Below are 22047 nucleotides of genomic sequence, written 5' to 3' on the forward strand. Positions count from 1 at the left end.
ACCGGTCAGGACACGGTCATGCCGCCATCAACGACGATGGTCTGCCCGGTGATCATCGGCGCGCCGGTCAGCAGATAGACGATGGTTTGCGCCACATCTTCGGCCTGAACATGCCGTTTGATCAACATCTTGGAAAGCGCGGCATCTTTGCGCTCTTGCGGCCAGTTTTGGGTCCAGGGGGTTGCCACCTGGCCGGGGGCCACCGCATTCACCCGCACATCCGGCGCAAGACCCCGCGCCAAGGATCGGGTGACGCTGACAACGCCGGATTTGCTGGCGGCATAGGGCGTGCTGCTGCCCTGAAGGCCCATGCCGGCGGTTGAAGCTGTGTTCACAATCGCCCCGCCAGAGGCACGCAGCGCGCCTGCCGCGGCTTTGGAACAGCGGAACACCCCAATCAAATTGGTGTTGAGCAGCGCCATCCACAGGTCTTCGTCAATACGGTCCAAGTCCGATGCGGGGATCGGATCGCGGGTGCCCGCAATCCCGGCATTGTTGACCAGATAATCCAGCCCGCCCAGATCCGCGACCGCCTTTTCCACCATGGCCTCTGCATTGCCGGGGATAGAGACATTGCCCGGCGCGGAAATCACATCCAGCCCCTGTGCGCGCAGGTTTTCAATCTGCTCCGGGCCCTGCGAATCGTCCTCCAGATGGTTCATGGCAACCCGGACACCCATTTTCGCCAGCGCGGTCACACTGGCAAGACCAATGCCCGACGCCCCGCCGGTGACAAGGGCGGTTTTCGTTTTATCAGATTGATTTTCCATATGTTTCTCCCGCTTCGGTGTGGTGGCGCCATGCTGGGGCGCCGGTGTCCGCATTGCAGGCCGACCAAAATTTGGCGGCTGGCATATTTACAAACATTAAAACATATAGTAGTTTATAACAATAGAAATTTGCCGGGCCGCTTTGAAGGGCCGACCAAGGGCAAAATTTTCCGGAAATCACGCCCGGAAAGATGCCGAAATCACGAAAGGACGCCTGTCTTGGCTCAGAAAACCATCATGACCTGCGCGGTCACCGGAAACGGAACCATGCCATCGCAAAACGAAAATCTTCCGGTGACGCCTGCGGAAATCGCCCAGGCCGCCATAGACGCGGGCAAGGCCGGCGCCGCAATCGCGCATATGCATGTGCGTGACCCGGACACCGCCAAAGGGTCGATGGATATCAATCTCTATCGCGAGGTCGTGGACCGCATCCGCGACGCAGGCTCCGACATTGTCATCAACCTGACCACCGGCGAGGGCCAGCGCTTCGTCCCCAGCGAAGAAGACCCCAGCGTCGCCTGCCCCGGCACAACCCTGTGCCACCCCAGCCTGCGGTCGGCGCATGTCAAAGAGTTGAAACCGGAAATCTGTACGCTGGATTTCAACACCATGGTCAACAAGACCTGGACCGTGATCAACACGCCCCCGACGCTAAAGGTGATGGCCGATATCGCCACCGAAGCCGGCACCAAGCCAGAGATCGAAATCTTTGACTCTGGGCGATTTGAACATGGCCAAGGATTTCATCGCCAAGGGCATCCTGAAATCACCCGCGATGTTCCAGTTTGTGATGGGGATCAACTTTGGCTCTGCGGCCAATTACCAGACGCTGGCCTATCTGATTTCCCAGCTTCCCGAAAACAGCGAATGGGCCGCCTTTGGCATTGGCAAAAATGCCTTCCGCATGATGGCGCTGTCCTATTTGATGGGCGGCCATGTGCGCATCGGGATGGAAGACACGGTTTATATCGACAAGGGCGAGCTGTGCAAAAGCAATGCCCAACTGGTGGAAAAGGGTGTCAGCATCGTGACATCGTTGGGCGGGTCCATGGCCACCCCGGCCGAGGCCCGGGAAATCCTCGGGCTAAGGCCCCTCTGATCATCGCCTAAATCGCCCATTTGGCGGGGGATTTTCCCCCGCCTGTTGACGTGCGCCACGTTCCACACGCAGGAGATCACATGCAAGCGGATTTCATCATTGTCGGGGCCGGGTCTTCTGGCTGTGTTCTGGCCAACCGGCTTAGCGCGAACCCAAAGCACCGGGTTTTGCTGATCGAGGCCGGGCCAAGGGACCGCTATCCCTGGATTTACGTGCCCGCCGGGTATTTCAAGACCATGAACAACCCCGGCTATGATTGGTGTTACAAGACCGAGCCGGTGCCCGGTCTCAACCGGAAATCCATCAACTGGCCCCGCGGCAAGGTTTTGGGCGGGTCGTCTGCATTGAACGGCCTGCTCTATGTGCGTGGTCAGGCCCAGGATTATGACCGCTGGCGGGACTTGGGCAATATGGGGTGGGGCTGGGACGATGTCCTGCCGTATTTCAAGAAGTCAGAGGATAACGAACGCGGCTCCGATGATCTTCATGGTGCGGGTGGGCCGCTGGCCGTGTCCGATCCGAAATACACCCACCCAATCTGTGATGCCTGGATACGTGCCGCGCAAGAGGCGGGGTATCCGGCAAACACTGACATCAACGGCACCACACAGGAAGGTGTCGGATATTACCAGCTGACCATCCGCAACGGGCGGCGATGCAGCACGGCGGTGGGGTATCTGAAGCCGGTCAAAAACCGGGCAAATCTGGAGATCATGACAAACGCCCAGGTGCGCAAGGTCGTGTTGGACGGCACCCGCGCCACCGGCGTGGAAATCACCGATCGCGCCGGTCAGACCCGCACCCTCACAGCGGCGCGCGAGGTCATATTGTCCTCTGGTGCAATAGGCTCGCCCCAGATCCTGATGCTGTCGGGCATTGGCAACGATCCAGAGTTGCGCAAAGCCGGTGTTGCGCCGAAACATGATCTGCCCGGTGTGGGCAAGAACCTTCAGGATCATTTGCAGGCCCGCACCACGTTCAAAACCCGCAACAAAACCGTCAACGACGAGGTCCGCAGCCCGCTGGCCAAGGTGAAAACCGCCCTGCGCTATGGGCTGAACCGTACTGGCCCGATGACGATGGGCGCCAGCATGGTGGCCGGATTTTTGCGCAGCGCGCCCGAACTGGACAGCCCCGATATTCAGTTTCACATCAATCCATGGTCCGCCGACAGCCCCGCCGAGGGCGTGCATCCGTTTTCCGCCTTTACCGCCACCGTCTGTGTCCTGCGCCCCGAAAGCAAAGGCGAGGTGACATTGGCCGGTGCCGATCCGGCCATGGCCCCGAAGATTCAGCCGAACTATCTGGCGACCGACAGCGATTGCCGCAAAACCGTCGAAGGCGTGCGGATTTCACGCAAAATCGCACGGCAAAGCGCATTGACCGGAGAAATTGTCGAAGAATTCCGCCCGCCCCGCGACCTTGATCTCGATACCTACGATGCGGCACTGGACTGGGTGCGCGACAACACCACCACCGTCTATCACCCCACCGGATCGTGCAAAATGGGGGCCGATCCGATGGCCGTGGTCGATGACCGGCTGCGGGTGCATGGCATCACCGGGCTAAGGGTGGTGGATTGTTCGATCATGCCGGAAATTGTATCCGGCAACACCAACGCCCCCGCCGTGATGATCGCAGAAAAAGCCAGCGACATGATCCTGGAAGACGCGCGCAAAACATGAGCCAAGGACCAAAGACGTGACCAAATTTGACACACAACTGACCCTGACTGCGATCGAAGCGACACTGGTGCGCACGCCGATTTCGACCCCGGTGCGCACCTCATTCGGCATCATGCACGACCGGCCCACCCTGTTGATCCGGGTGACCGATGCCTCTGGCGTGCAGGGCTATGGCGAGGTCTGGTGCAACTTTCCGGTCTGTGGCGCCGAGCATCGCCAGCGTTTGGTGGAAAGCGAAATCGCACCGCGCATGGTGGGTTTGGAGTTTTCCGATCCCGCGGCCTGTTACGATGCGATGAACGCCAAACTGCGTATCCTGCGGCTTCAAACCGGCGAACCGGGGCCCATTGCCCAGATCATCGCCGGCGTCGACATCGCCGTGTGGGACATGATCGCCAAGCGCAACAACCAGCCACTGTTTGCGCTGTTGGGGGCCAAGACCAACCGCATGCCCGCCTATGCCAGTGGCATCAATCCGGTGGGTGTACTGGATACCGTGGCCAGGGCCCGGCAAAAGGGTCACCGCAATTTCAAGCTCAAGGTCGGCTTTGGCGACGACATGGATCGCGCCAATGTCACCGCGATTGCGGGCGACCTGCAAGCTGGCGAGCGGTTTCTGTTGGACGCCAATCAGGGCTGGACGCCGGATCAGGCGGAAATCGCGATGCAATGGATCACCCCGCATCAACCGATGTGGATCGAAGAGCCGATGGCCGTCGATGTTCACCCCGCCGCATGGCACATTCTGAGGGGGTCAACCGATGTGCCCATCGCCGGGGGCGAGAATTTTCAGACCCGCGCCGAATATGATGCGGTGGCGCGCAACAAATGGCTGGATTTCGTCCAACCCGACATCGCCAAATGGGGCGGGTTTACCGAATGTCTTCCCGTGGCGCGAGAGGCGGTGGCCAATGGGCTGACCTTTTGCCCGCATTCGCTGGGGGGTGGCATTGCGCTGGCGGCCTCGGCACATCTTTTGGCGGCGGCGGGCGGGCCGGGGTTGCTGGAATGCGACGCCAACGAAAACGATTTCCGCGACGAGGTCTTTGCGCTCGATCTGACCGACGGCTGGGTCACCCTGTCCGACGCGCCGGGGCTTGGGGTGAATATCGCGGTGCTGGAACGGGCATTTGATTGACAAACGCCCGTGTTACAACGTCAAAGGGGGCCATCGCGGCCCCCTTTGCATGTCTGGATCAAAACACCCTGCCCCGGAAATTCCCGAAGCGCGCGGGCAATCAGGCCTTGATCGCGCCGTCGACGACAAATTCATGGCCGGTGCAGTAACTGCTGTCATCTGACGCAACAAACAGCACGACCCGCGCCACTTCGATCACCTCTGCGGTGCGGCCCAGCGGCACTTTGGCCACCAGCTGTTCGCGCGGAACGCCGTGACCGTCCAGCATCGGCGTGTCGATGAACCCGGGGTGGACCGAGTTCACGCGGATATTGGACGGACCAAACTCTACCGCAGCCGCCTTTGACATGCCGCGCACCGCCCATTTCGTGGCGCAATAGGCATGTGCCTTGGCCGATGTAAGCCCGGCAATCGACGAAATGTTCACGATGCTGCCGGATTTGCGTTGCTTCATCGCTGGCGCCACCGCGCGCATGCCCAGAAACACGCCGGTCTGATTGATCGCAACCGTTTGATCCCAAACCTTGAGGTCTGTGTCCTCCAGCGTCAGCACCTTGAAAATGCCCGCATTGTTCACCAGCACGTCAATCTGGCCATGCAGTTCCAGCGTTGTCTTGACCACCTGCGCCCAGTCCTCTTCCGAGGTTACATCATGGCGCACAAAGGTGCATTTGTCCCCGAGACGCGCGGCGGTTTCTTCGCCTGCGGTGGTGTTGATGTCGGTGATGACCACCTTTGCCCCGGCTTCAATGAACAATTCGGCCTCAACAGCCCCCTGCCCATTCGCGCCGCCGGTGATGATGGCGACCTTGTTATCGAGACGGTTCATATCTTTTTCCCTTCTTGCGATGCCGCGCTTGCGGCAAATCCCTTAGCTCTCTGGATTGCCCGGACCATCCAGAACGATCTTGCCTATCGCCGTGCCGCTTTCCTGTTCGCGCAATGCCGCGCGTAGGTTTTCGGCGTTTACCGGCCCAAGGTGCCGGTTGGCCGTCGTGACCAATCTGCCCGCATCCAAAAGCGCCGAAACCCGGTCCAGCAGCATGCCCTGCACCTGCATATCGTCGGTCTGGAACAGGGACCGGGCAAACATGAACTCCCAGCTGAGGGTCAGCGCCTTTGGCTTGATCGCTGTGATATCAATCGCTTGTGGGTCGTCGATCAGCGCGATGTGACCGCGCGGCTTGATCAGCTCGACGATGGATTGAAAATGCTGATCCGTCTGGTTCAGCGCCGCGACATAGCGCGGCTGAAGACCCAAAGCCGCGATTTCGGTGTCCAAGGGATTGCGGTGATCAATCACATGATCCGCCCCCATCTTCTTGACCCAGGCGCGGCTGTCGTCGCGCGATGCGGTGGCAATCACAACCAGCCCGGTCAATTGCTTGGCAAGCTGGATCAGGATCGACCCGACGCCACCGGCCCCGCCGATGATCAAAATCGCCTCGCCCTGGCCGCCGCCTTCGCTCAGGCGAAAGCAATCGAACAGGATTTCCCAGGCGGTAATGCTGGTCAGTGGCAGGGCCGCCGCAGCCGCAAAACCCAATGCGCCCGGCTTGTGCCCGACCAACCGTTCATCAACCAGCTGAAATGCGGCGTTGGAACCGGATCGGGTGAAATCGCCGGCGTAAAACACCGCGTCGCCGGGTTTGAACCGCGTCACCGCATCGCCGGTCTGGCGCACGATTCCGGCGCCATCAAATCCCAGGATTCGCGGCCCACCCTCGGGTGGTGGCCGATTGGCCCGCACCTTGACGTCAACCGGATTGACCGAAACGCCGCAAACCTCGACCAGGATATCCGCCGACCCCGGTGTTGGCCGATCGGTTTCAAATTCCACGACAGAGGAAGCATCGGAAATCTTCCCCTGTTGCGTGTATCCAAAAGCTTTCATCTCATTCTCCAAAGCGGCAGTTTCGGGTGCGGGTTTGCATGGCCAACCCGCCTCACTTACATTTTTGTCGGTATTGGCGTTTATTGACAGTTATCTCGGTTTCTCTTAGTTTTTGACCGACCGAACCCCCGATCGTTGAGGTGCGCCACATGGCCCGAAAATATGACTGGAGAACCGGCAGCAACGTCGAAGCCACGCTGAGCGTCATTGGCGGTCGGTGGAAACCGGTGATCCTATGCAATCTGCTTGTCGGGCGGTTGCGGTTTGGCGAGCTGTGCCGAAATATGCCCAATGCGACCCAACGCATGGTCACCCTGCAATTGCGCGAACTGGAGGCTGACGGCGTGATCAAGCGCCATGTCTTTGCCGAGGTGCCGCCAAGGGTGGAATACGAATTGACCGAATTCGGGCGGTCATTGGAACCTGTCCTTTCGGTGATGCGGGAATGGGGCATTGCCTTCAAGAAACGCAAACTTGCCGAAGAAGGCGCGGACCAGACGGCAGAGGACAATGCCGCCTGATCCCGAACTGCTATGGCAAGGGCGGGCCCCGGGTTTCAGGGCCGGCGCAGGCGGTTATTTCCCGACAAAGCTGGCTTTTTCGGCGTCGATGTCGGCATTGGCACGCTCCACAGCGGCCTGAACCAGATCGTAGTATTCCGCACCGTATTTGCCGACAAACCAGTCGATGACCGGCTGTTGTCCGGGCAGGAATGTGGCCTTTTCCTCTTCTGACGGAATGTGCACCTCGCCCCCCGAGGCGACGAATTTCTCATATTTTTCAAGGTACAGCGCGCCGGGCAGACCGTTGCAGGTTTTCGTCAGCTCATGAAAACCATCCGCCACCACACCTTGCAGGTCTTCGGGCAGGCTTTGCAGCCATGTGTCGGCCATCCACCAGAAGATCAGGTTGTGGGTGTGGTGGTCGGCGACCGCGTATTTGACGTAATCATTCAGTGATGTGTCGACGACATCCGACAGCGCGTTTTTGGTACCATTCACCACGCCCGTCGCAAGCGAAGTATAGAGCTCTGGCCAAGGCACCGGCGTCGGATTCATGCCCAGCGCGCTGGCGAATTCCATCGACACCGGCGATTCCACCGTGCGCATTTTGACGCCTTCCAGATCTGCGGCGGTTTTCACGGGCGTGTCCGCAAAGAAGTCGCGCCAGCCGACGCCGCCGGTCATGCCCATCAGCCGTACCGTGCCCGTCGCATCCAACACATCCGCACGCAGTTTTTCGGTCAGCGCGCGGTCGGCCATCACCTTGTCCATCACCTGATCATTGGCGAACAGATAAGGGATATCAAAGGCCTGGATCGGACCAAAGAAATTGGCAATGCCACCACCAGAGGTCAGGGTCATCTCAAGCGTGCCGATCTGCACCGCCTCGACGTTTTCGCGGAAATTGCCAAGCTGCCCTGCGGGATAATGCTGAACCTCAATACGGCCGCCCGAATAGCGTTCCACATGGGATTTCATCACTTCGGCACAGGTCGACAGCGGCTGGCTGACGGCGGCAACATGGCCGATTTTCAACGTATAGTCAGCGGCTTGTGCGGCGGATGTCAGCGCCAGCGCGCTGGTCAACCCGATGGTAAGCGTATTGAGTTTTGTTGAGACAGACATGTGGTTCCTCCCGTTTGTCTGGTGGGTGTAATCAGGCCTCGATGCTCACATGAAGCCAAAGAGTTTGGGGATCGTCAGGGTCAGGGCCGGGATCATCGAAATCAGGATGATCACCAGGAAATGCACCGCCAGATAGGGCCACAGTTCCTTTGAGATGACCTCGATTCCGGTTCGGGTCAGGCCAGACGCGACGAAAAGGATCATGCCCATCGGCGGCGTCACCAATCCAACGGTGACGTTGACGCACATGATGATGGCAAAGTGTACCGGATCAACGCCAACCTGGGCCAAAGCGGGCGCAAAGATCGGCCCAAGGATCAGGATCGCAGGCACCGCATCCAGGAACATGCCGATGAACAACAACAAGATGTTGACCAAGAGCAGCAACAGGAACGGATTTTCCGTGATGGTAAACAACATCTTGCCCAGCGCCTGCGGCACGCCCGACACCGTCGCCGCCCAGCCAAAGATCGTGGCAGAGCCAACAATCAACAGGATCGAAGATGACACCAGACCGGTGCGGTAAAAGATGCCGATCAGGTCGGCAGGCTTGACCGTGCGGGTGATCAGCATCGACAGGACCAGCGCATAGAACACCGCCGCACCTGCCGCTTCGGTGGGTGTCACGATGCCCGACACGATGCCGCCAAGGATGATCACCGGTGTCAGAAGCGGCAGGAAGGCGGGTTTGAACGCGGTCCAGACTTCGCCGGTGGTGGCGCGCCGGTGGGCCTTGGGATAGTTGCGTTTCTTGCCGATGATCGCGGTCACAACCATCAATCCGACGCCCACCATGATGCCGGGGATGATCCCCGCCAGGAACAATGCCGCCACCGAAACATTCATCACATAGGCATAGATCACCATGATGATGCTGGGCGGAATGATCGGCCCGATGACCGAGGATGCCGCCGTCACCGCCGCCGCAAACGCCCGGGAATAGCCGTCTTTTTCCATCGCCGGGATAAAGATCGACCCCAGCGCCGAGGTATCCGCAACCGCCGACCCGGACAGACCGGCAAACATGATGGATGCCACGATATTGGCCTGCGCCAGACCGGCACGGACATGGCCGACCAACACATTGGCAAAGGTCACAAGGCTCTTGGTGATGCCGCTGACATTCATCACTTCGCCGGCCAGAATGAACAACGGAATGGCCAGGATCGGAAACTGGGCAATTCCGCCGAACATCCGCTGCGGCAGCATTTTCATGAACGCCCCCTGATCGGCCAGCAGGAACCCGGCCAGTGGCCCCGCCGCCAGGGCAAACACAATTGGTATCCCGGCGGCCATCAGGCCCAAAAAGACCCAGAAAAACGTCAAAGGCATTGTAGTCTCTCCTCCTCAGAACCCGCTGCGGTCGACGCAGGGGAACGTGCAATTGCCAAAAGGCGTCAGGGCGTCGTCAGGACAGGGAATTGTCGATCATGTTGCCCGGCTCCAGATCGACTTCGTCTGGTTTGAAAATGCCAAGCAGGGCCGTCAGAGAGAATTCGAACGAGATCAGAGCCATGATTGCGCTGCCAAAGGGGATGGCGAAATAGATCCAGAAGAACGAAAGCTCGAACGACGAAGGTTGCTGTTTTCGCGCGATCCAGGCGAGGCTGTAGCCCTGCCAGATAAAGACGCACATCAACCCGAACACGACGGAATAGATGATCATGTAATTGATATTGCGAATGCGCGGCGGCAGCATGTTCGGAATGATGTCCAGCGCGATCTGTCCGCGGTTTTTCAGCACAATCGGCGCGGCGACAAAGACCAGCCAGAACATCATGTATTTGCCCGCCTCTTCATACCAGGGCAGCGAACTGTTGAGGACGTAACGCCAGAACACGCCGACAAATACGTTCAACATGATGAGGGCCATCAAAATTATGGTCAGCCATCGCAACACCCTGCAAATCATAGTGTTGGTCTGGTTCAGGCCACTTATCAAAGATCTCATGATCGGTCCTCCTCCCCTGTGCCAACAGCGCCCGCACGACGCGCGGCTGTTGGCGTTGTTGGCGCGGCCTTACCCAAGTGGGCGGCGTGCGAGCGAAAAGCTCTGACCGGTCGGACCGCCAATGGGGCGCGTCGCCATGTACAGTGCCAATTCGCCAACTTCGTCTGGATGTTTCAGCCGTTCCCATTCGGGAAAGCCGGGCGGCACCCCTTCGGCAAACCGTTCCAGCACGTCCTCTGGGCTGGTGCGGGGGCCGTCGGCTGCGTCGTGGTTCAACATGCTTGTCGCGACCGGTCCGGGGATCAGATTGTTGACATCAATCTTGCGCGGCCAAAGTTCATTCGCCAGCCCATCGGTGAACATGTTCATCGCGGCCTTGGAAATATGGTAGGCACTGTTTTTGTCGCCTGGCCGTTTGCCCATCCCCGATGATACGTTGATGATCTTGCCGCCCTCGGAAATGCCATCCAGAAGAAAACGGGTCACAAGGTAAGGCCCGCGCACATTGATTTCGATGGTTTTCCACCATTTGCCCGGATCGGACTGTTCGATCCGACCGGTTTCAAGCTGGGCGCCGGCATTGTTGACCAACACGTCAATCTTGCCAAATTGCGTCAGGACATCGTCACAGAAATGCTTGGTTGCGACTTCATCCGACAGGTCGACCGCATGCATCAAGCATCGCACGCCTTCGGCCTCGACCTCTGATTTGACAGCTTCCAGCTCGGCCACGGTCCGCGAACAGATAGCAATATCTGCCCCGGCCCGCGCAAAGGACATCGCGATCGAACGCCCAAGGCCACGCCCGGCCCCGGTGATAACGGCGGTTTTTCCGGCAAGGTCTTTGTCTTTGGTCATATTGTCTCCTCCACTTCGATCGCCGCGGGCATTGGTTTCCCTTGCCGCATGGCTGCCGAGATTTTTCGGCTATGTGCATTTGGGAAAGGATCTGTTTGTCCTTATCTAAATGCAAGTACCTACAATTTTGTAAGTATAAGGTTTTCCTTCCTTTACGCTCTGGGTTGGCCTTCCCGAATCGTGATCTTTGCTGGCCTCTCCTAAATATTAAAACATATAGAACTATATAACAATAGAGATTTGAGGCTTTTTCCCACACTGCCCCGATCCCGGCGCAACGGCCCCAAATTGGTTATCAATGTCTGTATAGGTAAAAAATGTGCCTACTTGCGAAAATGTAAGTAAACTGGAAACCGTAAGCTTGTCACGAAATGTCAACATGGAGGAAATGACATGAAACTGCACAATCTTACCACTCTTGGACTAACGCTTGCATTGACGGCAGCGGGTGCCACCCAAACCCTGGCCGAGGCGCATTCCGGCAACGAATTGGTCAAGGACACGGATGTCAAATTCATAGAGCTGAACCCGGCACGCGGCGACGCAAGCCCGCGGTCCGGCGCGCTTTGGGGTGACATCCGCGAAGATGTGCCATCGGGCATGTTGGTGACTTTTGCCGAAGGGTTTCAATCGCCGCCGCACATCCACAACATCACCTATCGTGCCGTGGTCATCAGTGGCGAGGTCCACAATGACGACCCCGCCGCCGCCAAGATGTGGATGGGCCCGGGATCGTTCTGGACCCAGCCATTGGGCGAAAATCACATTACCGCCGCCAAAACCGCCGCTGGCGAACGGTCGATGATCTTTCTGGAAATTCTGTCCGGTCCTTACCTTGTTCAACCGAAAGACAAGGAATTCGACGGTGGCGAACTTCCTATCAACATCGACGCGCGCAACGTCATGTGGCTGAATGCCGAAGACGCGCAATGGATCGAGGGGGCTGGTGGCGCGCAGATGGCCTATCTTTGGGGCAGTCTTGAAGGCACCGAAAAGAACGGCACCTTTGTCAAACTGCCAGCAGGTTATGCCGGCACGATCAGCACCGAAGCACCTTTGATGCGTGCGGTCACCATTGCGGGCACCACCAGCGTAACCATGTCGGGTGAAACCGAAACCAACAGCCTGAACCCGGGCAGCTATTTCGGATCAAAAGGCACGGCATCGCACGCCGTATCCTGTACTTCCGACGCCGATTGCATCCTCTATATGCACACCGAAGGCCGCTATACGCTCGCCGCGATGTAACGCCAGCCCGCTGATAAAAACGCAGGCCGCAGTATTGGACTGCGGCCTGGCACGTTTGGGGCCAAAAGGCGGGCGGGCCCTTCAAAATGCCCGCCCCAAGGCCCATGCCACCCTTACAGGAACGCCTTTTGCGCGATGGATTTCGGCACGACATAATGCTCCAGGCTCTCTGGCCCGCCCTCGACGCCGTAACCGCTTTCCTTGACGCCGCCAAACGGGGTTTCAGGAATGGCGACACCAACGGTGTTGATCCCCACCATTCCGGCCTCCAGCGCATCACCAATTCGCGTGGCGCGTTCCATCGAGTTGGTCAAAGCATAAGAAGCCAGCCCAAGTTCAAGCGCATTGGCGCGTTTGGCCACCTCTTCAATCGTGGAAAACCGGGTCATCGGCGCCATCGGACCAAAGGGTTCTTCTGTCATGATCATACTGTCGTCCGGGGCGTCCTTGATCACCGTCGGCGCAAAGAAATAGCCCCGATTGCCGATCCGTTCACCGCCGGTGGTGATGGTTGCCCCACGTTTGCGGGCATCTTCTACGAATTCGTCCATCGCGCCCAGACGCCGGGCATTGGCCAGCGGACCCATCATTGTGCCAGCCTCCAGACCGTTGCCCACCTTGATTTCGGCGGCGCGGGCGGTAAAGGCATCGACGAAATCGGAATAGATCGCATCCTGCACAAAGAACCGCGTCGGCGAGATACAGATTTGCCCCGCGTTGCGGAACTTGCCCGGCACCAGAAGGTCAACCGCCTTGGTGATATCGACATCGTCAAACACCACCACCGGCGCATGACCGCCCAGCTCCATCGTCAGGCGCTGCATCCGGTCTGCGGCCAGAACCGCCAATTGCTTGCCCACCGGGACCGAGCCGGTCAACGACACTTTACGCACAATATCAGACGACATCAGATGTTTGGTCAGCGGCCCCGACGGCCCAAAGACCACGTTCACCACACCGGCGGGCAGCCCCGCATCAACCAGCGCCTGCACCAGCAGGATCGCCGCGGCCGGTGTTTCGTTTGATGCCTTCAGGATCACCGAACATCCCGCGCCCAGCGCCGCGCCCAGCTTTTTCGCAACCGTGTTGATCGGGAAATTCCATGGCGTGATCGCAAGGCAAACCCCGACGGGTTCCTTGACCACGAAATGGCGCACGCCGGGCGCGCGCCCCTCGACAATGCGGCCATGCAGGCGCTTGCCCTCTTCGGCGCTGAATTCCAGAATATCGACCACCGTGCCGATTTCCATCCGCGCCTCGGCCAGCGGTTTGCCGTTTTCCAGCGTCACCGCAGTGGCAATCATCTCCACCCGGTCGCGAACAAGATTGGCGGCGTCGATCAGAATGCGGGCACGGGCATAGGGCGACAGGGCGCGCCATGTCTCAAACCCGCGCTGAGCCGAACGCAATGCGGCGTCCAGATCCTCTGGCGTGGCGGCGGGCAAAGCGCCAAGAACCTCTTCCGTCGCCGGGTTGATGACATCCAATGTGGCGCCACTGGTGCTTGGCCGCCAGTCGCCATCAATCAGCAAGTTCAGGTCTGGGTATGCGTTCATGATCTCTTTCCCTCTTATGGCCGTCGACATGCGGCCCTGGTGGTGCTGGCCGGTGCACAGCCCCCGTCAGTCGCGAAAATTCGCGCCCCGGTTTCCGAGCGCGGGCGCAATGGGTGGCACAATGTCGCCGGATGCGCGCGGGTTTACGGCCACGTCGCGCCTATAATATATAAAGCTATATATGTTTTGATGTATGCTTGCAAGCCGGGACTTCCAGCACAACCGCGCCCCGGCCATGCCAAGAGACGCCCCATGGGACACAGGCAGCGCCATGATCCTCGGATACGGCAAATTGTGGAAATGCTGCGGGGGATCAGGCCGCAAAGAGATGCCTTTGGTATCCGGGCATTCTGCGGCGTGATCTTGGCTTGATAGCTGTCTGTAAGGTGCAGGTTGAAATGCGCCTGATGCGCAAGCGGCAACCGAGGTCACGCCTTTTTTGGACGCCCGGCTGGTTCCCTGCGCTGGATTTTGTTGCCGTCGAAAACCCGCGATGTGCCCTAACTGCGCCCTTCGCGCAGCCAGGCCCCGACGATAAAGCCCGAAGCCAGTAGCAACACCAGCCAGGCAGGCAACAATGGCACCTGGGTCACATCCCGCGTTTCAAAGGCCCCGCGCGGTGTCAGCCCGATCCAGCCGCGTCCGGCGGCGGGCCGGCCCTCGCGCACATTGCGAATCCGCGGCAGGCCGTCTTCCAATCGCAGCACCCCACCACGCATCGTGTCGATCAATGGCTGAACCACGGATGCGGTGGCAATCGTTTCTTCAAATTCCTTGGGCGCAGCGGGGCCCAGCCCGATAACACTCTCCAGATCGCCATCCACAAGACGATACAGCCCGATTTCCGGCCCCTCATGTACCGCTTCGAACCGGCCCGGACTGACCTCTTCCAGATCCAATACCACTTCGGATCCATCCGGCCCGATCACCGTGACGGGCCCGGCGGTTTCATCCAGCGTGCGGCGCACAATCCGCATGGTCTGGCCGGTTGCCTCGGCATAAAGGGTCTCTTCTTCGAGTTCCGGCTCTTTCATCATCCAATGCGCGAGACGGCGCAGCAATTCCAATTGCGGCCCCCCGCCTTCGAACCCGCGACTCCAGAGCCAGGCATGATCACTGGCCAAAAGCGCAACCCGCCCCTCGCCCACCCGGTCGAGCACCAGCAACGGTTGATCTTCCGCACCGGACATCAGCGTCGTGCCGCGTTCCGGGGTGATCTCGATCTGGCGCAGCCAGCGGCCCCAATCCTCTGGGTTGCCCAATCCGGCGGTCACCGGATGACGCTCGCCCTCGTCGGTCACTTTCGGCGCATAGCCCTGTTCGATCACCCGGGATGTCGGCGCGGCCGGCACCACCACGGACAAAGGCGACCGATAGAGCAAATCCGCACTGGCAAAATCAGGACCAGCCGCGATCAACACCGCCCCCCCGTCTTCGACATATCGCGCCACGTTATCCAGATAGATCGCCGGCAGGATGCCCCGGCGTTTGTAGCGATCAAAGATGATCAGGTCGAAATCGTCGATCTTGTCGAGAAACAATTCCCGTGTTGGAAAGGCGATCAGCGACAATTCCCGCACCGGCACGCCGTCCTGTTTTTCCGGTGGCCGCAGAATGGTGAAATGCACCAGATCAACCGAGGAATCCGATTTCAACAGGTTGCGCCAGGTGCGCCCGCCGGGATGAGGCTCGCCCGAGACCAGCAGAACCCGCAAACGGTCGCGCACGCCATTGATCTGGATCAGCGCGGTGTTGTTGCGGTCCGTCAGCTCTCCCTCGGCCTCTGGGACGATGAATTGCAGCACGTTGCGCCCACCATGTGGCAGGGTCATCGGGATTTCGATGTCTTCGTTCAGCGGCACGGTAAAGCTTTGCGATTCCGCCCCGTCGATCGACACCAACAGGGGCGTTTCCGTGTCCCCCGGCGCGGCGCCGCTGTCCTCGACCCGCAGGGTCAGGGTGACGGGTTCCCCCAGAATGGCAAAGGCCGGGGCGTTGCGCACAATCAGGCGACGATCCCAATCGGTGTCATGCCCGGTCATCAAAAGATGCAGCGGCGCAGGCAGGTTCGGCGCGCGTTCCATGTCATGCACCCGGCCATCCGACAGCGCGATAATGCCGGAAATCCGCGCCTGCGGTTCCTCGGCCAGCGCGGTGTTCAACCCGGTCATCATCTGCGTGCCAAAATCGCCTTCGCCATCGCCAACCACGATGCGCCGCACCTCGGTATTGTCGCGGGCGTTCAGCATCGTTTCAATCGTGTCCGCGGCGGCGGCGGTCATTGTGGCGCGGTCATCCAGCGCCTGCGATGCGCTTTGGTCTTCGACCAACATGACAATATCGGTCAGCGCCGCGCGGTCTTCTTCCTGATAGGCCGGTTGCGCCAGAGCCGCCAGCACCACCAAACCACCCAACAATCGCAATCCCCAGCCTGACAAGCCCCGCCACAGGGCCAAACCAGCGGCAATCAGCACCAAGACCCCGACCCCGGCCAGAACCGCCCAGGGCAGCATCGGATCAAAAACAATGGTTCCGCTCATTGGCCCAACCTGTCCAGCAACGCAGGCACATGCACCTGGTCCGATTTATAATTTCCGGTCAACACATGCATGATCAGATTGACCCCGAAACGATAGGCCAGCTCGCGTTGGCGTTCGCCGGAATAGCCGCGTCCGACAGGATAAAGCGCATTGCCGCCCGCATCCATGGCCCAGGCCGCCGCCCAATCATTGCCGCCAATCACCACCGGCGTCACCCCGTCGTTCAGGTTGCGAAACGGCATGCCTTCGATCTGTTCGGCGTCCGGCGGCGCGGCTTCGACCCAGATATCGCGACCGGCGTGCCGACCTGGAAAATCCTGCAACAGATAGAATGTGCGGGTCAGAACGTGATCGGCCGGCACCGGTTCCAGCGGCGGAATATCCAGTGGCGCAGCCAGCCGTTGCAAACGCTGGCCATTGGGCGATGCTGCCCCGAAACTGGCCACATCCGCATCGCGGGTGTCAAACAGGATCATCCCGCCAGAGCGCAGATATTGGTTCAACTTGGCATAGGCTTCATCCGACGGGATCGGCTGATCCACACTGATCGGCCAGTACAGAAAGGGAAAAAACGCCAGTTCGTCGCGTTCCAGATCAACGCCAACCGGATCGGCAGGCTCGACCGAGGTGCGAAAGAACAGCGTTTCCGACAGGCCGCGCAGGCCGTCTTCGGCCATTTGATCCAATTGACCGTTGCCGGTCAGCACATGGGCCAACACCAGTTCGGATGTCACAGTCAGGGCAAAATCATCGTTGTCTTGTCGTTCTTGCGCATGGACAAATTCCGGCACCAGCAACAGGGCGAACCCCACGGTTGCAGCTGTGCGCACCCCGCCCGACAGCCGGCAGGCCAACGCCAGTGACGCGATCACATCAACCAGAAGCATGGCCAGAGCCGCGCTCATCAAGATGCCGGCCAACGGGGTTTCCTGTGGCTTGCTCAACCCTTCGACCGGGATGCGCGCGGGCCAGATCGCCGGGGCCAGTTCGGTTTCCGTGGTCACCACATTGCGCGCCAATCGACGATCCTCGTTCTGATACAAGCCCGGCAAAAGATCCGGCCCAAGTTCCGCAGTGACCAGATCCGGCCCCTCGACCCCGGGGCGCGTCCCTGCATCCCGCAAGCTGCCAAAGGCATCCATGACCTGCAAAGGTTGCCATGTGGTTCCATCCAGCAACTCGGCGCTTGGCGTGGTGGCAGAGGATGACACCGCCAACCGATCCAGCATCTGCACAAACAGACCCGACAGCGGCAGGGTCGACCATTCGGCGTTGGCGGTGACATGCACCAGCACGACCTGCCCTTGTCCAATACGTTTGCGCGTGACCAATGGCGTGCCATCGGCCAGTTGCGCGATCACCCGATCGGCCAAGGTCGGATCGGGCTGCGCCATGACCTGGGCGGTGACGCGCACTTCGTCCGGCACCGGCAATCCGGCAAATGGGCTGTCCTCGGCAAAAGGTGCCAGTGCCTTTGGCTCGCCCCAGGACATTGCGCCGCCCACGGTGCGCCCGCCCGCGCGCAGCCGCACCGGCATCAGCGCATGTTCTTCGGCCCGGCTGACATCAGACGCCGCAAGCCGTGGCCCGGCAAAGCGCAGCAGCAGACCGCCCTGTTCGATCCAATCCAACAGCGCATCTTCCTCGGCCGGGGCCAGTGTCGCCACATCGGCCAGCACAACCACATCCGGGTTGGCGGGCATGATATCGCCCAGCGCGCCCTGCAACAGCTCGGCATTGGGGGCCAGCGCCTTTTCCAGATAATGCAGCGGCGACAACAGCTCCAGTCCTTCGCGGTCTTCGCGTCCGGCAATCAACGCCACCTCGCGCCGTTGCAGACTGTCGTCAGACAAAGCCACAGCCGCAACCGACCGCTGGCCCTCAACCTCAAACCGTGTGATCCGGCCGCGCAATTCCGCCGGCAAGGACAGCGAGACCTCGGCGCGGTCCGCACCAGCGGCAAATTCCACCGGCACCCGCGCCAAAACGGCGGCATTGCCCGACGGGTCGCGCCCTTGGGCCACAACGCTGGCCACATAGGGACCGGCAGTGTCCAGCCGCCGTAACGCCAACTCAATCGCGCCATCGGCAAATCCCGGCGGCGCCATCACAATCAGGGGCCGGGCAGATTGAACAACCCGCACCGCGCCATGCGTTTCCAAGGTGGCCAGCATGTCATCGCGGCCCGGATGTTCCAGCCCATCCGACAGCCAAAGCGTATCGAAACGCTCTGCGCCCAATGTCACGGCTGCGGCGGTATAAAGATCCTGGCCCGGCACCCATGGCTCTGGCCCCAAGCCCGGCAGGCGCGCACGCCAGGCGTCTGCGGTTTGAAACTGCAATGGTTTCGGGTCGGTCATCCGCAACATGGCCACGGTGCGCCCATCACGCTGCGCCTCCTGCAACAAAGCCTCCAGCGCCTCTTGTTGCGCGCCCCAATCCCCGGCACTGGCCCAGCTTGCATCCATCGCGATCAGCAGCGGCCCGCTGCCGCGTTCGCCCGCTTCGCGCGGGTTCAGGATCGGACCGGCCAGACCAATGATAATCGCCGCCACTGCCAGAATGCGCAGCAACAACAGCCACCAAGGTGTGCGGTCGGTGATCTGGTCGTCATCTTTCAGACCCAACAGTAGAACAACACCGGGAAACATCCGCCGGATCGGCGCGGGCGGCACCGCGCGCAGAATGATCCAAAGGATCGGCAGCGCGATTAGCCCCAAAAGCAGCCAAGGTGTCAGGAACCCGATGCCAAAGAGGGTCATTGCCCCACCTCCATCGCGCGATAAAGCCACAACAGCGCGGCATGGGCCGAGTGGTCGGTGTGGTGCACATGATATTGCCACCCCGTGACTCGCGCGATCCGGCTCAGCCAATCCTTGCGTTCGGCCAGGCGCGCCAGATAGCGATCGCGCAGCTCGCTGGCCTTTAACGTATCATGGCGGACAGATTTGCCAACGCTTTCGAAAATCGTCCGACCGCGAAACGGAAACGCCTCCTCGCTCGGGTCGAGCACCTGCAACAGCACGCCGCGCACGCCACGATCCGCGGCTTTGGTCAACGCCGCTTCGACCGGTGCGGGATCCGCCAGAAAATCAGAGACAAAGATTGCCCGCGCATGCGGCAGCATCAATCGTGCTTCGGGTTCGGCGTAATCTTCGGGTTGATCGGTGGAAAACGCGTCGGCCAGCCGCAGGATCTGCGCCTCGCCGCGTCGCGGGGGCAACACACCGCCGGTCAATCCGACGCGTTCGCCGCCCCGGATCATCAGAATCGACGCCGCCAGCGCAATCAGCCGCGCGCGATCCCCCTTTTCCGGCAGATCCTTGGTCGAAGCGAACCGCATCGAGGCCGCCTGATCGACCCAGAGCATCACGCTTTGCGCAATCTGCCATTCGCGTTCGCGCACATAGGTGCCATCGGACCGGGCAGAGCGCCGCCAGTCGATGCTGCGCCGCCGGTCGCCCGGTTGCGCAGGACGGTATTGCCAGAAATCATCGCCCATTCCGGCCCGCCGCCGCCCGTGTTCACCCAGCAGCACAGTGCCAGCCAGTTGTTCGGCCTTGGCCAGAAGCGGCGGCAGGGTTGCTGCCTCGGCCTCGGATCTTGCGCGCAGATGGGCGGGGGTTTGGCTCACGCAGCCGCCCGGACCGGACCGCATCAGGCCCGCTGCCGTGTCATCAATCAGCGCCGAAAGCGACATGCCCCGTGCCCGTGCCGCAAAGTTCAGCGCCATGCGGTGCGACAGCACCGGGCGCGCCATATCCAGCACATCCTCGACCGAGGGCGCCAAACGCCCGTCCAACAAGGCCCGGGCGCGCACCGTCAGCATCAGGGCCTGCGCCGCACGCGGCCCCGGACCCCAGGCCACGTTTTCGCGCACAAGGTCGCTGGCCTCGGCCTCTTCGGGGCGGAAGGCACGCACCAGATCCAGGATCATCTCCATCACGCTTTCGCCCACCGGCATCCGCCGCAACAGGGTCTGCGCGGCAATCAATTCTTCGGCGGTAAAGACACCATGCGCCTCTTCCTCTGCCACGCCGGTGGTGGCCAACAGGATGTCGCGTTCGGTGTCGCGGTCGGGATAAAGCACATCAATCTGCACCAGAAACCGGTCCAGCTGCGCCTCTGGCAAGGGATAGGTGCCCTCCTGTTCGATCGGGTTTTGTGTCGCCAACACATGAAACGGCGCGGTCAGCACCCGGTTTTCGCCCGCAACGGTCACTTGTTTTTCCTGCATCGCCTGCAACAGGGCCGATTGCGTGCGCGGGCTGGCGCGGTTGATCTTATCCGCCATCAGAAGCTGACAAAAAATCGGGCCTTCGATGAATTTGAACGCGCGCCTGCCATCCTCGCTGGTTTCCAGAACCTCCGAGCCCAGAATATCGGCCGGCATCAGATCCGGCGTGAACTGAATCCGGTTGCCATGCAGGCCCATCACGGTCGACAGTGTTTCCACCAACCGCGTCTTGCCCAAGCCCGGCAAACCGATCAACAACGCATGCCCGCCACAGAGCAGCGCCGACAGTGTCAGGTCAACCACCCGTTCCTGACCGATAAACCGCTTGGTGATCGAAGCCCGCGCAAGCGCGAGCTTTTGTTCAAGCGCCTCGATGTCAGCAACTAGATCGGGGGCGTCATTCATGGAAACTGCTCCTTGCGCACTATGTCGTTGTAGGTGAGTGTATCGCTGAAAAAAGAAATGGCAAAAGCAATGACGTCACAAAATCGCGTGGTCCCCTCGGCTGACGGGCTTGCGGCCTCGGCCAAGGCGGCCAGCAAAGGTAAGGGTTTACCGCCTGTGCACCTTTGGAACCCACCTGACTGTGGTGATCTTGATATGCGGATCGCACGGGACGGGACGTGGTTTTACCTTGGCACCCCCATAGGGCGCAAGGAACTGGTGCGGCTGTTTTCAACTATTCTGCGCAAGGATGGCGACCGCTATGTGCTTGTCACACCTGTGGAAAAGGTCGGAATTACCGTTGATGACGCACCGTTTGTCGCCGTGGATTTCGAGGTTTCCGGCACCGGTGCGGACCAATCCCTGACGTTTGAAACAAATGTTGGCGATTTTACCACCGCCTGGCCCGGATTTTCCGATCCGGGTCGAACGCGATGCAAAAACAGGCGAACCTGCGCCATATGTCCTTGTGCGCGCAAATCTTGAGGCCCTGATCGACCGCAAGAGCTTTTACCGACTGGTCGAGATCGGGGCACATTCGGAAGTGGTGGGAAAACGCTGGTTCGGCCTGTGGTCGGGTGGCGAGTTTTTTCCTATCATCCCCTCGGAAGAGCTGCCCTGATCGACTTGCCCTTGTCTTTGTTCGGACCTGCCATAGGTCTTTCAACGCGGCCCGATGGTCGCGTGTGAACGGAACCTTATTAAGGAGGCAAGACCATGAATTGGGATATCATCCAAGGTAAGTGGACACAGATCAAAGGCTCGGCCAAGGAAGAATGGGGCGAGCTGACACAGGACGATATCGACGTGATCGACGGTCAGCGTGACCAGTTGGTCGGCAAGTTGCAGGAACGCTATGGCGTGGCCAAGGACGAGGCCGAAAAGATGGTGGATGATTTCGCCACACGCGTCGCGGCCTGATACATCATCGCAACCTGACACGAATTTGTCGGACCGGTGGCGGACATGCCGCCGGTCCGGCCCAGATCATTCCAG

Annotated in this window: 17 protein-coding genes and 3 pseudogenes; 8 read left to right on the forward strand and 12 right to left on the reverse strand. The window is 60.2% G+C overall.

The window, feature by feature from the left end:
• Nucleotides 1-5: 5 nt before the first annotated feature.
• The gene (locus AC0L4F_RS00130; protein ID WP_244683796.1) at nt 6-770 is read right to left on the reverse strand and encodes an SDR family NAD(P)-dependent oxidoreductase; all 765 of its coding nucleotides are present in this window, start codon (nt 768-770) and stop codon (nt 6-8) included.
• Nucleotides 771-1007: 237 nt separating this feature from the next.
• On the opposite strand from AC0L4F_RS00130, the pseudogene AC0L4F_RS00135 reads away from it, so the two are divergent.
• The 4 genes and pseudogenes from AC0L4F_RS00135 to AC0L4F_RS00150 all read left to right on the forward strand — a co-directional run.
• Nucleotides 1008-1475 (forward strand): annotated as a pseudogene (locus tag AC0L4F_RS00135) (beta-keto acid cleavage family enzyme); the annotation flags it as partial.
• 22 nt (nt 1476-1497) lie between these two features.
• Entirely contained in the window at nt 1498-1872 is a 375-nt protein-coding gene (locus AC0L4F_RS00140) for a beta-keto acid cleavage family enzyme (protein ID WP_280520463.1), read from the forward strand.
• An 80-nt stretch (nt 1873-1952) separates the two neighbouring features.
• The gene (locus AC0L4F_RS00145; RefSeq protein WP_244683799.1) at nt 1953-3557 is read left to right on the forward strand and encodes a GMC family oxidoreductase; all 1605 of its coding nucleotides are present in this window, start codon (nt 1953-1955) and stop codon (nt 3555-3557) included.
• A 16-nt stretch (nt 3558-3573) separates the two neighbouring features.
• Nucleotides 3574-4695: a mandelate racemase/muconate lactonizing enzyme family protein gene (locus AC0L4F_RS00150; RefSeq protein WP_244683801.1), complete on the forward strand. Its 1122-nt coding sequence runs from the start codon at nt 3574-3576 to the stop codon at nt 4693-4695.
• A gap of 100 nt (nt 4696-4795) precedes the next feature.
• On the opposite strand, the gene AC0L4F_RS00155 is transcribed toward AC0L4F_RS00150, so the two are convergent.
• On the reverse strand, nt 4796-5524 hold the full coding sequence (locus AC0L4F_RS00155; RefSeq protein WP_244683804.1) for an SDR family NAD(P)-dependent oxidoreductase: 729 nt from the start codon (nt 5522-5524) through the stop codon (nt 4796-4798).
• A gap of 42 nt (nt 5525-5566) precedes the next feature.
• Nucleotides 5567-6589: a zinc-binding alcohol dehydrogenase family protein gene (locus tag AC0L4F_RS00160; RefSeq protein WP_244683806.1), complete on the reverse strand. Its 1023-nt coding sequence runs from the start codon at nt 6587-6589 to the stop codon at nt 5567-5569.
• Between the two features lie 149 nt (nt 6590-6738).
• Between AC0L4F_RS00160 and AC0L4F_RS00165 the strand changes: the two genes are divergently transcribed.
• Complete coding sequence (locus AC0L4F_RS00165) at nt 6739-7110, forward strand: winged helix-turn-helix transcriptional regulator (RefSeq protein ID WP_244683808.1); 372 nt, start codon at nt 6739-6741, stop codon at nt 7108-7110.
• 54 nt (nt 7111-7164) lie between these two features.
• Here AC0L4F_RS00165 and dctP read toward each other — a convergent pair whose 3' ends face one another.
• The 4 genes from dctP to AC0L4F_RS00185 all read right to left on the reverse strand — a co-directional run bounded on the left by dctP (nt 7165) and on the right by AC0L4F_RS00185 (nt 11026).
• Nucleotides 7165-8217, reverse strand: coding sequence for a TRAP transporter substrate-binding protein DctP (gene dctP / locus AC0L4F_RS00170; RefSeq protein WP_244683810.1), 1053 nt, complete (start codon nt 8215-8217; stop codon nt 7165-7167).
• 45 nt (nt 8218-8262) lie between these two features.
• A complete protein-coding gene (locus tag AC0L4F_RS00175) occupies nt 8263-9549 on the reverse strand; it encodes a TRAP transporter large permease (RefSeq protein ID WP_244683812.1) in 1287 nt (428 codons plus the stop codon).
• A 76-nt stretch (nt 9550-9625) separates the two neighbouring features.
• Nucleotides 9626-10168: a TRAP transporter small permease gene (locus AC0L4F_RS00180; RefSeq protein WP_244683822.1), complete on the reverse strand. Its 543-nt coding sequence runs from the start codon at nt 10166-10168 to the stop codon at nt 9626-9628.
• Between the two features lie 69 nt (nt 10169-10237).
• Nucleotides 10238-11026, reverse strand: a complete 789-nt coding sequence (locus AC0L4F_RS00185; protein WP_244683824.1) for an SDR family NAD(P)-dependent oxidoreductase — start codon at nt 11024-11026, stop codon at nt 10238-10240.
• A 393-nt stretch (nt 11027-11419) separates the two neighbouring features.
• On the opposite strand from AC0L4F_RS00185, the gene AC0L4F_RS00190 reads away from it, so the two are divergent.
• Entirely contained in the window at nt 11420-12274 is an 855-nt protein-coding gene (locus AC0L4F_RS00190) for a DUF4437 domain-containing protein (RefSeq protein WP_244683826.1), read from the forward strand.
• 113 nt (nt 12275-12387) lie between these two features.
• Here AC0L4F_RS00190 and AC0L4F_RS00195 read toward each other — a convergent pair whose 3' ends face one another.
• The 5 genes and pseudogenes from AC0L4F_RS00195 to AC0L4F_RS00215 form a co-directional block, all read right to left on the reverse strand.
• On the reverse strand, nt 12388-13830 hold the full coding sequence (locus tag AC0L4F_RS00195; protein ID WP_244683836.1) for an NAD-dependent succinate-semialdehyde dehydrogenase: 1443 nt from the start codon (nt 13828-13830) through the stop codon (nt 12388-12390).
• A 500-nt stretch (nt 13831-14330) separates the two neighbouring features.
• Nucleotides 14331-16370 (reverse strand): DUF7408 domain-containing protein, encoded by a 2040-nt coding sequence (locus tag AC0L4F_RS00200; protein WP_244683838.1) that lies wholly within the window; start codon nt 16368-16370, stop codon nt 14331-14333.
• Nucleotides 16367-19132 carry a DUF4159 domain-containing protein gene (locus AC0L4F_RS00205; RefSeq protein ID WP_244683841.1) on the reverse strand — a complete coding sequence of 922 codons (2766 nt, stop codon included), beginning with the start codon at nt 19130-19132 and terminating at the stop codon, nt 16367-16369. The genes AC0L4F_RS00200 and AC0L4F_RS00205 overlap by 4 nt, the downstream gene beginning before the upstream one ends.
• Nucleotides 19129-20028: a DUF58 domain-containing protein gene (locus AC0L4F_RS00210; RefSeq protein WP_244686273.1), complete on the reverse strand. Its 900-nt coding sequence runs from the start codon at nt 20026-20028 to the stop codon at nt 19129-19131. The genes AC0L4F_RS00205 and AC0L4F_RS00210 overlap by 4 nt, the downstream gene beginning before the upstream one ends.
• A pseudogene (locus AC0L4F_RS00215) lies at nt 20020-21012 on the reverse strand (AAA family ATPase); the annotation flags it as partial. The gene AC0L4F_RS00210 and the pseudogene AC0L4F_RS00215, both read right to left, overlap by 9 nt.
• 69 nt (nt 21013-21081) lie before the next feature.
• On the opposite strand from AC0L4F_RS00215, the pseudogene AC0L4F_RS00220 reads away from it, so the two are divergent.
• Together AC0L4F_RS00220 and AC0L4F_RS00225 are read left to right on the forward strand one after the other, a co-directional pair.
• Nucleotides 21082-21673, forward strand: a pseudogene (locus AC0L4F_RS00220) (DUF1285 domain-containing protein).
• Between the two features lie 95 nt (nt 21674-21768).
• Entirely contained in the window at nt 21769-21972 is a 204-nt protein-coding gene (locus AC0L4F_RS00225) for a CsbD family protein (protein ID WP_244683843.1), read from the forward strand.
• The last annotated feature ends 75 nt before the right edge of the window (nt 21973-22047 follow it).

Source organism: Marinovum sp. J2-8 (assembly GCF_055808435.1).